At 59.4% G+C, this 14,330-nt stretch carries 14 protein-coding genes and 1 pseudogene; 10 read left to right on the top strand and 5 right to left on the bottom strand.

The genetic code is table 11. The features are described 5' to 3' along the window. The first annotated feature begins 33 nt into the window (after positions 1–33). Positions 34–417 carry a COG4315 family predicted lipoprotein gene (locus QRN46_RS03335; protein WP_011336608.1) on the top strand — a complete coding sequence of 128 codons (384 nt, stop codon included), beginning with the start codon at positions 34–36 and terminating at the stop codon, positions 415–417. Positions 418–468: 51 nt separating this feature from the next. Here the strand turns inward: QRN46_RS03335 and ubiA are convergent, their stop codons facing one another. Both ubiA and QRN46_RS03345 read right to left on the bottom strand, forming a co-directional pair. Beyond that, positions 469–1,359, bottom strand: coding sequence for a 4-hydroxybenzoate octaprenyltransferase (gene ubiA / locus QRN46_RS03340; RefSeq protein ID WP_011336607.1), 891 nt, complete (start codon positions 1,357–1,359; stop codon positions 469–471). Continuing rightward, complete coding sequence (locus tag QRN46_RS03345) at positions 1,359–1,910, bottom strand: chorismate lyase (RefSeq protein ID WP_011336606.1); 552 nt, start codon at positions 1,908–1,910, stop codon at positions 1,359–1,361. The genes ubiA and QRN46_RS03345 overlap by 1 nt, the downstream gene beginning before the upstream one ends. A gap of 199 nt (positions 1,911–2,109) precedes the next feature. On the opposite strand from QRN46_RS03345, the gene QRN46_RS03350 reads away from it, so the two are divergent. The 3 genes from QRN46_RS03350 (at position 2,110) to QRN46_RS03360 (ending at position 3,913) form a co-directional block, all read left to right on the top strand. Continuing rightward, the gene (locus QRN46_RS03350) at positions 2,110–2,277 is read left to right on the top strand and encodes a rubredoxin (RefSeq protein ID WP_007954349.1); all 168 of its coding nucleotides are present in this window, start codon (positions 2,110–2,112) and stop codon (positions 2,275–2,277) included. A 21-nt stretch (positions 2,278–2,298) separates the two neighbouring features. Next, complete coding sequence (locus tag QRN46_RS03355) at positions 2,299–3,447, top strand: NAD(P)/FAD-dependent oxidoreductase (protein WP_011336605.1); 1,149 nt, start codon at positions 2,299–2,301, stop codon at positions 3,445–3,447. Between the two features lie 190 nt (positions 3,448–3,637). Further along, on the top strand, positions 3,638–3,913 hold the full coding sequence (locus QRN46_RS03360) for an HU family DNA-binding protein (RefSeq protein ID WP_003213368.1): 276 nt from the start codon (positions 3,638–3,640) through the stop codon (positions 3,911–3,913). A 134-nt stretch (positions 3,914–4,047) separates the two neighbouring features. Here the strand turns inward: QRN46_RS03360 and QRN46_RS03365 are convergent, their stop codons facing one another. From QRN46_RS03365 to tssI, 3 genes are all read right to left on the bottom strand, one after another. Next, positions 4,048–4,296 (bottom strand): hypothetical protein, encoded by a 249-nt coding sequence (locus QRN46_RS03365; RefSeq protein ID WP_232253745.1) that lies wholly within the window; start codon positions 4,294–4,296, stop codon positions 4,048–4,050. Between the two features lie 234 nt (positions 4,297–4,530). After that, entirely contained in the window at positions 4,531–5,202 is a 672-nt protein-coding gene (locus QRN46_RS03370) for a DUF2931 family protein (protein WP_011336603.1), read from the bottom strand. Further along, positions 5,195–8,551 (bottom strand): type VI secretion system tip protein TssI/VgrG, encoded by a 3,357-nt coding sequence (gene tssI / locus QRN46_RS03375; protein WP_011336602.1) that lies wholly within the window; start codon positions 8,549–8,551, stop codon positions 5,195–5,197. Before tssI ends, QRN46_RS03370 begins: the two co-directional genes overlap by 8 nt. A 240-nt stretch (positions 8,552–8,791) precedes the next feature. On the opposite strand from tssI, the gene QRN46_RS03380 reads away from it, so the two are divergent. The 6 genes and pseudogenes from QRN46_RS03380 to QRN46_RS29010 all read left to right on the top strand — a co-directional run. Continuing rightward, positions 8,792–9,160, top strand: coding sequence for a hypothetical protein (locus QRN46_RS03380; RefSeq protein WP_151208271.1), 369 nt, complete (start codon positions 8,792–8,794; stop codon positions 9,158–9,160). A gap of 106 nt (positions 9,161–9,266) precedes the next feature. Continuing rightward, positions 9,267–10,829: a type VI secretion system protein TssA gene (tssA, locus tag QRN46_RS03385; protein ID WP_007954369.1), complete on the top strand. Its 1,563-nt coding sequence runs from the start codon at positions 9,267–9,269 to the stop codon at positions 10,827–10,829. 32 nt (positions 10,830–10,861) lie between these two features. Beyond that, positions 10,862–11,365 (top strand): type VI secretion system contractile sheath small subunit, encoded by a 504-nt coding sequence (gene tssB, locus QRN46_RS03390; protein WP_003229587.1) that lies wholly within the window; start codon positions 10,862–10,864, stop codon positions 11,363–11,365. Positions 11,366–11,393: 28 nt separating this feature from the next. Then, positions 11,394–12,869 (top strand): type VI secretion system contractile sheath large subunit, encoded by a 1,476-nt coding sequence (gene tssC / locus QRN46_RS03395; protein WP_011336600.1) that lies wholly within the window; start codon positions 11,394–11,396, stop codon positions 12,867–12,869. 9 nt (positions 12,870–12,878) lie between these two features. Further along, a complete protein-coding gene (gene tssE / locus QRN46_RS03400) occupies positions 12,879–13,286 on the top strand; it encodes a type VI secretion system baseplate subunit TssE (RefSeq protein WP_007954373.1) in 408 nt (135 codons plus the stop codon). Between the two features lie 11 nt (positions 13,287–13,297). Beyond that, positions 13,298–13,591, top strand: a pseudogene (locus tag QRN46_RS29010) (PAAR domain-containing protein); the annotation flags it as partial. Between the last annotated feature and the right edge of the window lie 739 nt (positions 13,592–14,330).

Below are 14,330 nucleotides of genomic sequence, written 5' to 3' on the forward strand. Positions count from 1 at the left end.
TCCGAATCCTGACAACCACAAGAGAAGGTTTCCATGACTCAAATGACTGCTTCCTTTAAGGCTTTGCTGATGGCTGCCGCCCTGACTCTGCCTGGACTGGCGATGGCGGCCGAGCCGGCCATGATGAAAGATGGAATGATGGTCGACCACAACGGCATGACGCTTTACACGTTCGACAAGGACAGTGGCGGCAAGTCGATGTGCAACGGCGACTGCGCCAAGAACTGGCCGCCGCTGATGGCTCCCGCAGGCGCCAAGGCCGAAGGCAAATGGACGGTGATCAAGCGCGATGACGGCATGATGCAGTACGCCTACGACGGCAAACCGCTGTATACCTTTGTGAAAGATGCCAAGCCGGGCGATATGACCGGCGACAAGATGAAGGACGTGTGGCACGTGATGCGCGAGCACAAATAAACGCAAATGCCCTGTGGGAGCGAGCAAACTCGCTCCCACAGGTTCTGTGGATCAGCGCAACGCGTAATCCAGCACGATCCCGACGAAAATCGCCAGCCCGGCCCAGTGGTTGTGCAGGAACGCCCTAAAGCAACGCATCCGGTCCCGGTCGCGGGTGTACCAGAACTCCCAGGCATAGCACCCGGCCGCCACCAGCAGGCCGAGGTGGAACCACATCCCCAGCTCGAATTTCGACCCCGCCAGCACCAGGCAACCCAGCGACAGTACCTGCAAGGTCAGGATGATCACCCGGTCGGCATCACCGAACAGGATCGCCGTGGATTTCACGCCGATCTTCAGGTCATCGTCGCGGTCAGTCATCGCGTAATAAGTGTCGTAACCCACCGTCCACAGCAGATTGGCGATCCACAGCAGCCAGGCCGTTGCTGGCAGCTCACCGGTTTCGGCGGTGAACGCCATCGGCATCCCCCAGGAGAACGCCGCCCCCAGCACCACTTGCGGGTAGTAGGTGTAGCGCTTCATGAACGGATAGGTGAACGCCAGCGCCAGACCGCCCAGCGACAGCCAGATGGTTGCGGCGTTGGTGCACAGCACCAGCAGGAAACTCACGCCCATCAGCAGCGCAAAGAACACCAGCGCCTCTTTCGAGCTGATCTTGCCGGCAGCAATAGGTCGCTGCGCAGTGCGTTTGACGTGGCCGTCGACCTTGCGGTCGGCCCAGTCGTTGATCACGCAGCCGCCGGCACGGGTCAGCACCACGCCGAGGACGAAAATCACGATATTGGCCAGCGATGGCGAGCCTTTACCGGCAATCCACAGGGCCCAGAGGGTCGGCCACAGCAGCAGGTAAATGCCGATCGGCTTGTCCATCCGGGTCAGCTGGATGAAGTCCCAGGCGCGCGGGTTCAAGCGATTCAGAGATTTGAGCAGGCTTTGATACATCAGCAGTTCTCCGGACGGGCGCGGACGGCTTCCCACAGCGTAGGCAGGAAAATCTCCGCCACCAGTACGCTCAATGCGCCACGGTCGAAACGCGAACGCCGTCCCCACAGGCCGGCAGCCCGGGAACCTTCGGGCAACCAGTGTTCCGGGTAATGGCAGACTTCAATGGCGCGGCGCTGAAACGCGTGATCGCAGAACAGCAGTTCGCCCAGCGAGCGGCTGCCCAACTCATCCATGTGCAAGCCGTCGCCCTGCAAGGCACTGCGCGACGCCACGCTGCGGGCGAACACCCAGGCCTGGCCATGCCCACGCAGATACACCTCGCGCACCCAGCCCTCGCTGCCTTCGGCCAGGTCCAGCGCGGCGCATTCGTCGTCGCGCAGGGTCTGCCAGCCTTCGAACAGCGGCGTCACGCTGAAGCCGTCATCGGACAGGTGCGTCAGCCGGCGGGTCAGGGAGCCTTCGTCGAACAGCCAGTCGAGCGTGGATGTGTCGGGCAGGGGTGTCAGTTCGCTTTGCGGGCGCCACAGCGGAGCGTTTGTGTGTTGCACAATGAGTCATTATTGGCAGCAAATGAGGCGGCGAGCTTACCATGCTGCACCGCGAGTTTGATTGATCCGGGTCGCCGCTGCGCCGAACAGGCTTGCATCTGCCCGGCACGATCAGTACAAAACGCCCTGAGCCGGACGGCAGCGCTGCACCATCGACCGTCCGCGCCGGTTAAAGCCTGAACCCTGAGGAAGTACCTGAATGAAAAAGTGGCAATGTGTGGTCTGCGGCCTGATTTACAACGAAGCCGACGGCTGGCCGGATGACGGCATTGCGCCGGGCACCCTGTGGCAGGACGTGCCGGAAGACTGGCTGTGCCCGGACTGCGGCGTCGGCAAGATGGACTTCGAAATGATCGAAATCAACTGAGAAAACACTGAGGAGTAGGGCATGAGCGCACCTGTCGTAATCGTTGGCACCGGGCTTGCGGGTTACAACCTGGCCCGCGAGTTTCGCAAACTCGATGGCGAAACCCCGTTGCTGCTGATTACCGCCGATGACGGTCGCTCCTACTCCAAGCCGATGCTGTCCACCGGCTTCGGCAAGAACAAGGACGCCGACGGCTTGAGCATGGCCGAGCCGGGCGCGATGGCCGAGCAGTTGAAGGCCGAGATCCGCACCCATACCCGCATCAGCGGCATCGATCCGGGCCACAAGCGGCTGTGGATCGGCGAGGAAGCGGTGAGCTATCGCGACCTGATCCTCGCCTGGGGCGCCGAAACCGTGCGCGTGCCGATCGAAGGCGACGGCGGGGATCTGGTGTTCCCGATCAACGATCTCGAAGACTACGCGCGCTTTCGCGCCGCAGCGGCCGGCAAGCGTCGGGTGTTGCTGCTCGGCGCCGGACTGATCGGCTGCGAGTTCGCCAATGACCTGATTCTGGGCGGCTACGAGGTGCAGCTGGTCGCGCCGTGCGAACAGGTCATGCCGACTCTTCTGCATCCCGCGGCGGCGGCTGCGGTGCAGGCCGGGCTGGAAAGCCTCGGTGCACGTTTCCACCTCGGCCCGGTGCTGACCCGCCTGCAAAAAGTCGCGGATGGGCTGGAAGCGCACCTGTCCGACGGTCAGGTTGTCCCGTGCGATGTGGTGGTCTCGGCCATCGGCCTGCGCCCGCGGATCGACCTGGCGGCAGCCGCCGGCATCCAGACCAATCGCGGCGTGGTGGTCGACCGTCATCTGCAAACCTCGCACGCCAACATTTACGCTTTGGGCGACTGCGCCGAGGTCGACGGGCTGAATCTTCTGTACGTCATGCCCCTCATGAGTTGTGCGCGAGCGCTGGCACAAACCCTGGCCGGCAACCCGACCGTGGTGAACTATGGACCGATGCCGATCACCGTGAAAACCCCGGTCTGCCCACTGGTGGTTTCCCCGCCGCCTCGGGGCCGCGAGGGTGTTTGGACCGTTGAGGGGCAGGGCGCCGATATCAAGGTGTTGTGCCACGACGCAGAAGGGCAATTGCTCGGTTACGCCCTGACCGGCGCGGCGGTGATGGAAAAACTCGCACTGAACAAACAGCTTCCGGCCTTGCTGGCGTAAATACCGGTCGTTCTGTCGGAATCACCCCGCTTTTGCCCCCACAAACGTCGCGGGGAGACTGGCGCCGCCCTTAACCGCGTGCCATCCTCACTCCCGTCTGCCGCAGAGTAGAGCCTGCGGCGCCTTGGGCGCTGTTCCAACGAGAACAGCACGGACATAACAACAAAAAACCGTCAAAGGGGCTTCACTAATGCGTAAACCAGAACTCGCCGCTGCAATCGCTGAAAAAGCGGATCTGACCAAAGAGCAGGCCAACCGCGTTCTCAACGCCGTTCTCGAAGAAATCACCGGCGCCCTGCACCGCAAGGACAGCGTCACGCTGGTGGGCTTCGGCACCTTCCTGCAACGCCACCGCGGTGCCCGCACCGGCAAAAACCCGCAAACCGGTGAACCGGTGAAGATCAAGGCCAGCAACACCGTTGCGTTCAAGCCAGGCAAATCGTTGAAAGACAGCGTTAATCCGTAATCGCGGCGAATGCCCGGTCAGCTGGGCGCGCTGCATGAAAAATGGGCATACCGATTGCGGTCGGATGCCCATTTTTTTGGCTGATGGCGAGCCGAGCTGGTCTTGGTGGATCGTTATGGGATTCGTCTAGCCGGTTACCCGTAGGTGGCCAGCACCATTCTGGCGAACTCGTTCTTGCTTGGCTGGTGTCCATAAGATTTCAGGTATTTACGCCACTCGGATTCGAGTATGGGACTTTCGTATTCGCCCTCCGTCGCCAGATGTGTAGCTGCATCATCTATCAGGGCTTGGGTGTAATGTTTCGAGGATTTGTTTGCACTGGCTTCCGAAGTTGAAATGAACGGTCCCGCCACTGTGAAAAGCAAGCCGATACCCGTCAGCATTGAGAACTCCAGGGGACCACCGTTCACCAGGCATCCAATACCGACGCAGCCTTCCGCTCGAACAGAGGTGCTGGTTGTGAGCGTCAGCATGACAACCAGAGCGCATCCAAATCCCGATATTGATTGTTTATTGTGTCTACCGCTCATGATGCTTTTAACGCTCCCTATATTGATTACGGAATCCTTTGTACAGCGATTGCACATGACAAGTGACTGGAGGGTGTTTGTGATGCCTTACCAGCTCCCGAAGGGGATGCCGTATTTTTCGATGTAGGTTTTGGACTCCGGTGAAAGAGGTAGCGCGTAGCGTCCTCCATTTTTCCCTTGATACGGCCCCTGCTTGACGATGCTCCCTTCAACCCGAGCAATCTCGACAGGCTTGAGACAAGGCCCACGCTGCCAAACCTTGGCAATGCCGCCGGGCGCCAATCCAATAGTTACGCGATCGCGGTAATCCGTGATCCATTTGCCATCCAGTCTGCAGTACGCCTTTTCCGGTTTGTGCATGATTTCCCGCGCAGATTCGGGAATCACAATGTAGGCCTCATAGGTTTGAGGCTCAGCCAGTGATTGCCATCGCACATAGATCAAGCGGGGAAGATCGGCACCAGTGACGTCACGTCCGCCGCCACTACCGGGGCTGTCAGGCCAGCCTGCGGGCTTGCCCTTGTTGTCGGCGGGTGTGTTCACCGAGGCAATCCCGGCTCCGGCGCGTTTGAACACACGTTCACGGATATCCACCACGTCGGCCGTTTCAATCCAGACCTCCATGTAGGCGGGTGCTCCGAAGCCGAGATACCAAGGCCGTTTGGTGATCGGTTGTGCATGACTTTGAGTGCAAAGCACCAACAGCAATCCGAAGACGAACCCCGTGTGTTTTTTGACGGGCCGAGTGAATTTATTCATGGGGGTGCACCACTCGTTGTTTGTTCTTTGTTGGGCGGTTGATAAAAACAACGCTCCAGTCGCTGTTGTTGAAATCTTTGGCTGCGTTCCAGTGCGCAGATAGGTGGATATAGCGACTGCGTAACAAAGCCCGTTCTTTGATAGTCAGCCCTTCAACAGATGACTCACCCAAGGCGTAAGCCTGAAGTTTTTTGTGAATGGGTACTAACTCTGCGGGCAAATTTAGCGCTGACCTGTCGGGAATCAGCTTGAGCGGCACCCCGGCTCTTACCGCCAGCTCACGCATGATGCGTAAATACACCAGCGACAACTCACCGTGTACCGGGCGTTCAATCATGGCCGCAGCATAAACCCGCTTCTGGGGCTCCGGTGTGGATCTGCCCCTTTCCAATCGTTGAATGACAGGGGCTTCCCAGAGTGCAACCCGCAGTTGATTGCCTGGAGCGTCATCTTCGATGACGCCTTTCGTATACCAGGCAAACGCCTCCTTTTCGGCAGAGACATAGGCTGCGCTACGGGTCGCTTCCTTGCTTTGGCTGATGGTGCTGGTGATCGGACTGCTCAACAGAAGTTTCTCCCTGGCCCTGGGCAGATAGCCACCTCCCAGATCCGAGTGGGCGCCGGGTAATACCAGATCAATCTCACCCAGGCTATTAAGGGCAAAGTTCTCGCGATGTTCATCACGCGCCACCAGGTGCACCACTTTGTTGGCGCAACCCTCCGGCAGCTTCAAGTTCAGTCCCGGATTTCTGCTGTTGGCGCCAGTGAAGTCGAGCAACCATGGATTGGCGATTGCCGCGACGGTATCAAACAGACCAATGAAATTGATGCTGATACTGGATTGTGAAACCCAGTCAAAGCTACTGACCAAGAACGGAGAGCCTGCTGGCAACGCCTTTGCGAGAATGCTGCGCTTGCCTTTTAGCACCTCGTTTGCGAAGTGCCGTGCAGCGGCGGCGCCTCGACTGAAACCGAAAATATCGAATTCGATTCTTTCTATTAGCGTGTTGGGGTTGCTATCAATCAGTGACCGAATTTGCTCCATGATTTTTTCAGGGCTCTGCTCCACACGAGCCAGAACACCCGTTTCGCCTCGGCCGGTTGCCTGTGCGTAAAGTGAGTCGTCTACGTCAGCGGTTGTACCGATGCCTTCGATGTATACGCGCAAAGAAGCCTGTTTCGTGTTCTCTGGTAATACGTCAAAGGCATGGTCTGTATACAGCTCATGCAACCGCACGATATTGCTTACATCATTGCCGTAGCTGTTATCCGGCGAGTTGCCATTTCCGTCATAGCCATAAGCGGCGCAGTGCTTCTGAATCTCTTCGGCTGCCTCCGCCAGATTGGCATCTGGCGCATAGCAAGCCGCGACCGTTTCGCTGTTGGCCTTGTTGTTCCCCGTCCCATCGAAAAACACGCCGATCCGCAAGGTGATGCCAGCAGGTAACTCGTCTTCCAGTTCGACCTCTTCCTCCTCTTCTTCGAGTTCGGCGTCTTCCGGGTCTTGAGTGGATGAGGCCGTCAGTCCGGCCGCCAAGGCTCCCGCCATTGCGGCTTCTGGATGATCAGCGGCTCCGCTGGCGGACGTCTTTCCTCCCGCCACGATCTCGGTACTGCTGAAGATCCCGCCCCTGTCGATCACGATATGGTGACCGCCCGCCTTCAGCGTGATGCTGGCGCCTGCATCCAGCACCACGCTGGCACCGGCCTTGATCTGCACCTGCTGGCCCGCCTCGACGGTAATGATTTTCCCGGCCGTCGTCTGGCTGCTGCCCTGAATGCTTTCCCATCGATCGCGCCCGACCGCCAGCCGGCTGTCATGGAGAACCTGCCGCTCCATGTCGCGCTGGGCACGCAGGTAGACCAGTTCCAGTCCGGCGCGGTCTTCAATCATCAATTCGCTGTAGCCGCCGGTGTCAGGCGAGCTGCGACTGCGCAACACGGTTCGGGTCTTGTGCTCGGGAAGTTTGTAGGGTGCAGGGGTGACCTTGTTGATCACGCAGCCGGTAATCAGCGGCTTGTCGGGATCACCTTCCACGAAGGTCACCACCACTTCCATCCCGATGCGGGGGAGGGTGACGACACCGAAACCGTTCCCGGCCCAGCTCGACGAGACCCGCACCCAGCAACTGCTGCGCTCACTGTTTAATTCGGCTCGGTCCCAGTGGAATTCGACTTTTACCCGACCGAACTCATCGCAGTAGATCTCTTCGCCTTTGGGGCCTGTCACCCTGGCGGTCTGGCTGACCAGCGGGGGCCGGCGTGCGGGCAGTGGCGGGCGGAACACTACTTCGGCAGGAATGGCGCAGAAGGTGTTGCGATAGCCTTGGGTAAAGCCGTCCGCCGATTGAGTTTCGCTGCTGGCCGACTCCTCCAGAACTTGCGGCTGCCGTCCGGTGTGGGTGACACCGAGCAGCAGCCACAGACCGTTGTAGTTCTGACGAGGGTGTTCGGTCAGTTCAAGCAGATGGCCACAGCGCAGGGTCGTCTGGTTGCTTTGACCCTCGGCTATTTCATAATCGGCGCGATGGCGTTCCAGGGCCTGACGGGCCAGATGCTTGCCGCGCTTTTCGTTGTCCAGCAGCAGCGGGTATCGGTAGTCCTCAAGCGTCGGTGTGAATCCGGCGCTGAAGCGGCTTTCGAGTAAAAGCGTCGGTCGCTTCAGGTCGTAACCACGCCGGGTGACCCGGCTTGTCCGAGTGGCGGCGCGCAAGGAAAAGCTGCTGACCACCGGATATTCCGGGACCATCCCGTTTTCCCGCCGGAAGGGCGTGGGACGCAATGTCGGGAGGAAAACCGCATCATCGGTGAACACCAGCAAATGGCCTTGCGCCGAGTGCTGATGATGCCAGGCGATTCCCTCCTCGGCACACAGGCGCTGGATGAACTCGAAATCGCTTTCGCCGTATTGGGTGCAGTACTCCCGTGCCACGAGGGGCTGGACATGAAAAGTGAACGCATCGACGAGGATGCCGTGTCGCTTGAGCGTTTGCGTGATGATCTGCGGGACGGTCTGACTCTGGTAAATCCGTTGATCGTGACTGAACTGCAAATAGTGGAGGCTCGGCACCAGTGTCAGGCGATAGCGGGTCAGGCGTTTGTCGGATTCACCCGCCAACACATCGTCGATGCATCCATGAATGCCTTCATCGTTCAGGCCGAACTGCAGGAAGGCAGTCTGACCGAGCAGGCCTTCCATATCGAAGTCGGGATCTTCACTGACCAGTTCGACGTGAATGGCATAAAGGGTGCTGACGGTCTCGGTGCCCTCGAAGGCCAGCACCTTGAAGTCATTGCGAACAGCAGAAATCTGCAGAGTGAAGTGCGCAGAACTGACAGCTCCAGGCATACGCTTGTCCTTAAGCAGAGAGAGAAATCGGCGTGATGTCGAAACCCTCCCTGGTCAGCGCACGCGAACATTGGCCGGCACGCTAACAAGGCGTTAAACAGATTTATGTAAGAAGGATCGCTTGTTTAAGTCGGAGCTTTCCGGGTTGTAAAACAACGTGGAAATTGTGGGAAAAGGCTGTGAGAAAGTGACAGCGGATGATTGGAATTCTGCGTAATAGTCTTGTGCAGCCAAGGATTCATGACTATTAAATATATAAAATGCCATCAAATTGATGGCACTTTTAATATTGTCTGTTGTCGCCAGTCATTTGTTAATAAATGGCGGTGTATTTTCGGAAGCGTCCTACTTCAAATTTTTTCGGGGTTTGTCATGCTTTCTCCGCTTACTTGTGGAACGAGCGTGCAGATGTTCCAGACGCCGCGCTCCGGCCGCTCTGGCCCAATGCTTCCGGAAGGGATAGGCTTAAAAGTGAAATATAAAGGCACATCAGGGAAACCCCTGGCACATATAGGGCGATCTCCTACAGCGCCCAATGAACAGTTCGTCTTGTTGTTTAATCAGATGCTTGCTAGTGGCCATCATAGTGATTACGATGCGCGCACTTGAAAGAGCAAACACTCAATTGGATGAGTCTTCCGACTGCTCTTCGATACTGTCCCGCGCCGCTGCAACTCCAATAGGCGCACGACCGTAATCCTAATAAAGGCCATGGATGTCCTACTCAAGCAAACTTTCCGCCCATTACCTCGAACTCGCTAAAGTCTCTGTTTCCAAAGAGAATTTTGCGGGCGAAGACGTTCGCTTTTCGAGCGAATTCGAGGCGCTGGAAAGCGAGCTGGCCAAAGCCTCGTCGATGCACGAAAGCGGGCAGATCGACTGGCTGAAAATTCGCGAAAACAGCGAAAACCTCCTGCGTACCCAATCCAAGGATTTGCGTGTCGGCGCCTGGCTGACGTGGTCGCTGTACCAGCGTGAATCCTTCCCCGGCCTGCTGGCCGGCCTCGGTCTGCTGCACCACTTGTCGGAAAACAATTGGGCCGAAGTTCACCCGCTCAAACCCCGCACCCGGGCCGCCGCCATCGGCTGGCTGGTGCCGCGTCTTGAGCAGGTCATCACCGAGAACATCGCGATCAAGGAACAGCTGCCGATGTTCCGGCAACTGTCCGAGCATCTGTCCGGTCTCGACGCCGCCTGCACCGAGCATCTGGGCGATGATGCGCCACTGCTGCTGCCGCTTTCCCGCCGTCTGAAAACCATGATCCAGCGCGCCGCCGACAACCAGCCGGCACCCGGTGTTGTGGGCGCGGCGGTGGCGCAGGTCAAGCAGGCCGCCAGCCAGTTGCTGGCGCCGGGCGCGCCGATCGACAACGAGAAAGAAGCCCACAAGGCCCTGCGTGCACAGCAGGAAAGCGCCCGCCCGTTGTGCGCCTGGTGGCTCAAGCAGAAAGCTACCGACCTGCGCGCCCTGCGCCTCAACCGCACCTTGCTGTGGATGACGATCGACGCGGTGCCCGAGCGCAACGCCGAGCAGATCACCGTGCTGCGCGGGTTGCCGGTCGACAAGCTCAAGCAGTATCAGGACCGTTTCGATCAGGGCAAATACGCCGACCTGCTGGTGGAACTGGAGGCGAGCCTGGCGAAGGCGCCGTTCTGGTTCGATGGCCAGAGGATGGTCTGGGAATGTCTCCAGAACCTCAACGCCGAGCTGGCCATGCGCGAAGTGGAAATCCACTTCGCGCTTTTGATTCAACGCCTGCCCGGCATCATCGAGCTGCGTTTCCATGACGGCGCGCCGTTCGCCGATCCGTCCACCCGGGCTTGGATCGCCGGCAACGTCATGCCGCACCTGCAAAGCGCCAGCGCGCCGCGCAAGGTCGAAACCGAGAACGTCGAAACCCAGCCAGCCTGGGAAAAGGCCCTCGAAGAAGTCCAGCCGATCCTGCGCAAGGAAGGCCTCAAACCGGCGGTGCAGATCCTCAAGCAGGGCCTGCAATCGGCGCACGGCGGCCGCGAACGCTTCTTCTGGCAGTTCGCCCTCGCGCGGCTGTGCTTCCTGGCCAAGAAATACGAACTCGCCAAGAACCAGCTCGAAACCCTCGATCAGACATTACAGGACTCAGGCCTGCACGCCTGGGAGCCCGATCTTGCATTGGAAGTGCTGCACCTGCTGCACAGTTGCTGCGAGTTGTTACCGCAGAACCATGCCGTACGTGAACGCAAGGAAGAGATTTATCGCAGGCTGTGCCACCTCGACCTCGAAGTGGTACTCGAATAGGCCCCAGGGCCACAACCGCAAGGAGAAAAGCCATGGCCAAAGAAGGCTCGGTAGCCCCCAAGGAACGCATCAACGTCACCTTCAAACCCGCCACCGGCGGTGCTCAGGAAGAGATTGAACTGCCGCTGAAGCTGCTGGCAATCGGTGACTACACCCACCGCAAGGACGATCGCAAGATCGAGGATCGCAAGCCGATCAGCATCGACAAGATGACCTTCGACGAAGTGCTGGCCAAGCAAGAGCTGGGTCTGACGCTGAGCGTGCCGAACCGTCTGCAGGAAGATGGCGAGGCCGACGAGCTGGCTGTGCAACTGCGCGTCAACTCCATGAAGGACTTCAACCCGGCCAGCCTGGTCGAGCAAGTGCCTGAGCTGAAAAAACTGATGGAACTGCGCGACGCGCTGGTGGCCCTCAAAGGCCCGCTGGGTAACGCACCTGCGTTCCGTAAAGCCATCGAAGGCGTGCTCGCCGACGACGAATCCCGCGGTCGCGTACTCGGTGAGCTGGGCCTGAACGCCGCAGCCCCGGACGCCTGAGACTCCAGCAGCCAAGGAAGCCAACACAATGAGCACTAGCGCAGCACAACAGAACGCCGCAGAAAACGGCGAGTACAGCATCCTCGACAGCATCATCGCCGAAACCCGCCTGACGCCGGACGACGAAGCCTACGACATCGCCAAACGCGGTGTGTCGGCGTTCATCGAAGAGCTGCTCAAGCCGCAGAACAACGGTGAGCCGGTCAAGAAAGCCATGGTTGACCGCATGATCGCCGAGATCGATGCCAAGCTCAGCCGTCAGATGGACGAAATCCTGCACCACCCGGACTTCCAGGCCCTGGAATCGTCGTGGCGTGGCCTGCAACTGCTGGTCGACCGCACCAACTTCCGCGAAAACATCAAGATCGAAATCCTCAACGTCTCCAAAGAAGACCTGCTGGACGATTTCGAAGACTCGCCGGAAGTGATGCAGTCGGGCCTGTACAAGCACATCTACACCGCTGAATACGGCCAGTTCGGTGGTCAGCCGGTTGGCGCGATCATTGCCAACTACTACATGTCCCCAAGCTCGCCGGACGTGAAGCTGATGCAGTACGTGTCCAGCGTAGCCTGCATGTCCCACGCACCGTTCATCGCCGCCGCCGGCCCGAAATTCTTCGGCCTGGAAAGCTTCACCGGCCTGCCGGACCTGAAGGATCTGAAAGATCACTTCGAAGGCCCGCAATTCGCCAAATGGCAGAGCTTCCGTACCTCGGAAGACTCCCGCTACGTCGGCCTGACCGTGCCGCGTTTCCTGCTGCGTAACCCGTACGACCCGGAAGAAAACCCGGTCAAATCGTTCGTGTACAAGGAAAACGTTGCCAACAGCCACGAGCACTACCTGTGGGGCAACACCGCTTACGCGTTCGGCACCAAGCTGACCGACAGCTTCGCCAAGTTCCGCTGGTGCCCGAACATCATCGGCCCACAGAGCGGCGGCGCGGTTGAAGACCTGCCTCTGCACCACTTCGAAAGCATGGGCGAAATCGAAACCAAGATTCCTACCGAAGTTCTGGTTTCCGACCGTCGTGAATACGAACTGGCCGAGGAAGGCTTCATCTCCCTGACCATGCGCAAAGGCTCCGACAACGCGGCGTTCTTCTCCGCCAGCTCGGTGCAGAAGCCGAAGTTCTTCGGCATCAGCGCAGAAGGCAAGGCGGCAGAGCTGAACTACAAGCTCGGCACCCAACTGCCGTACATGATGATCGTCAACCGCCTGGCTCACTACCTGAAAGTGCTGCAGCGCGAGCAACTCGGTTCGTGGAAAGAGCGTACCGACCTCGAGCTGGAACTGAACAAGTGGATCCGCCAGTACGTGGCCGACCAGGAAAACCCGAGCGCCGAAGTACGTGGCCGCCGTCCGCTGCGCGCTGCGCAAGTGATCGTCAGCGACGTTGAAGGCGAGCCGGGCTGGTACCGCGTCAGCCTGAACGTGCGCCCGCACTTCAAGTACATGGGTGCCGATTTCACCCTGTCGCTGGTTGGCAAGCTGGACAAAGAGTAAGAGCGACTCATGGACGGATACGGCAGCCTCTTCGAACGCCTCAACGGCGACGCGGAACTACGCAAGGGCAGGAGCCTCGAGGCTTCGGCCATGGCGTCGGTGGCTGCCCATCTGGCCAAAATGCTCAGCACCCGGGCCGGCAGCGTGCAAACGCTGTCCGACTACGGGTTGCCCGATCTCAATGACATGCGCCTGAGCCTGCACGACTCCCTGAGTCAGGCCCGCCTGGCCATCGAAAGCTTCATCGAAGCCTACGAACCGCGCCTGAGCAACGTGCGTGTCATTTCCCTGCCGCGTGACCACGACCAGCTTCGCCTGGCCTTCAGCATCGAAGGCCTGCTGGAAGTCGAGGGTTTCAAGCGTCAGGTCAGTTTCGCTGCGCGCCTGGATGGCAGCGGTCAAGTGAAGGTCAACTAAGGAGAACCCCGATGTCTGGCAAACCAGCAGCACGCGTATCCGACCCCACCGCTTGCCCGCTCCCCGGCCACGGCACCAACCCGATCGCCGCCGGTTCCGGCGACGTGTTCTTCGACGGCCTGCCAGCGGCCCGCCAGGGCGATGCCTCGGCGTGTGGCAGTGCATTGGTCGGCGACCTTGCGACCACGGTTCTGATCAATGGCAAGCCGGCCGCCACCGTAGGTTCAGTCGGGGCCCATGGCAACAAGGTCACTGCCGGCTCCGGGACGGTAATCATCGGGAATTCGCATACGCCTGCACCGTTTTCGGGGCTTGCTGCCCTGGCGGTCGCCGCTGCTCTGGAATACCGACTGGGTCTGAAGTCGGGTGGCAACTCGGTTTTGACCCCGCTGGAAATACCGGACTTCGATGAACTGAAGTCCGGAACATCGAAAAACCGCGAACTGGTCGACTTCGTCGTCGAGAACCGGATGGACGCGGCAGACAGTGTGAAGCTGGAAGTGCTGGACGGCGAAAAGCCGGTCTACACCGAAGCCAATACCGCCCCGTTCTTGCCCCCTGGCAAGCACCCGTGGCAATGGGATGGGTACGACACTGCCGGCATCCTCGACACCAAAATCCTGAAAAGCCCGAACCTCAAAGTTCGTCTGACCGCGACCGGAGCGGGCAAGCAGCAAGTCACCGAAGTGAAGCTCACTTGTTCGGCTGAAGAGGTGAAGTGGGTCGATGCGCGTATTGATCGCAATGCCAAGACCGTGGAAGTGACGCTGCGCCCGAGCTTCTCGGAGGGTGGCAGCACTGGTTCCACGCCTGGCCTGGTGCCTACGCCGCTCAGCACTTTGCTGGGTTGGGCCAAGGAGGGCATCGAATTGTATTGGTCACGCAATGGTTCGCGCGGTGGTGGCATTGCCGAAGGAATCGCGACCAGCAAAGGGGTCTACAAAGTCACGGTCAAGGCCGAGGTCAACGTCGAGCCAAAGGCCGGGAACTTCCCGTTGATTGACTCGTTGTCAGCGGACTTCGGTCGTTCGACCAGCCTGGCAA

Origin of the sequence: Pseudomonas sp. lyk4-R2A-10 (assembly GCF_030209075.1) — a bacterium.
GTDB lineage: Bacteria > Pseudomonadota > Gammaproteobacteria > Pseudomonadales > Pseudomonadaceae > Aquipseudomonas > Aquipseudomonas glycinae.

Bases quoted from the DNA above. Each gene is read 5' to 3' on its own strand.
- QRN46_RS03350 (WP_007954349.1), top strand. From the start codon at position 2,110: ATGAAAAAGTGGCAATGTGTGGTCTGCGGCCTGATTTACAACGAAGCC.
- tssC (WP_011336600.1), top strand. From the start codon at position 11,394: ATGAGCACTAGCGCAGCACAACAGAACGCCGCAGAAAACGGCGAGTAC.
- tssA (WP_007954369.1), top strand. From the start codon at position 9,267: ATGTCCTACTCAAGCAAACTTTCCGCCCATTACCTCGAACTCGCTAAA.
- QRN46_RS03360 (WP_003213368.1), top strand. From the start codon at position 3,638: ATGCGTAAACCAGAACTCGCCGCTGCAATCGCTGAAAAAGCGGATCTG.
- tssB (WP_003229587.1), top strand. From the start codon at position 10,862: ATGGCCAAAGAAGGCTCGGTAGCCCCCAAGGAACGCATCAACGTCACC.
- QRN46_RS03380 (WP_151208271.1), top strand. From the start codon at position 8,792: ATGACTATTAAATATATAAAATGCCATCAAATTGATGGCACTTTTAAT.
- tssE (WP_007954373.1), top strand. From the start codon at position 12,879: ATGGACGGATACGGCAGCCTCTTCGAACGCCTCAACGGCGACGCGGAA.
- QRN46_RS03365 (WP_232253745.1), bottom strand. From the start codon at position 4,296: ATGCTGACGGGTATCGGCTTGCTTTTCACAGTGGCGGGACCGTTCATT.
- tssI (WP_011336602.1), bottom strand. From the start codon at position 8,551: ATGCCTGGAGCTGTCAGTTCTGCGCACTTCACTCTGCAGATTTCTGCT.
- QRN46_RS03370 (WP_011336603.1), bottom strand. From the start codon at position 5,202: ATGAATAAATTCACTCGGCCCGTCAAAAAACACACGGGGTTCGTCTTC.
- ubiA (WP_011336607.1), bottom strand. From the start codon at position 1,359: ATGTATCAAAGCCTGCTCAAATCTCTGAATCGCTTGAACCCGCGCGCC.
- QRN46_RS03355 (WP_011336605.1), top strand. From the start codon at position 2,299: ATGAGCGCACCTGTCGTAATCGTTGGCACCGGGCTTGCGGGTTACAAC.
- QRN46_RS03335 (WP_011336608.1), top strand. From the start codon at position 34: ATGACTCAAATGACTGCTTCCTTTAAGGCTTTGCTGATGGCTGCCGCC.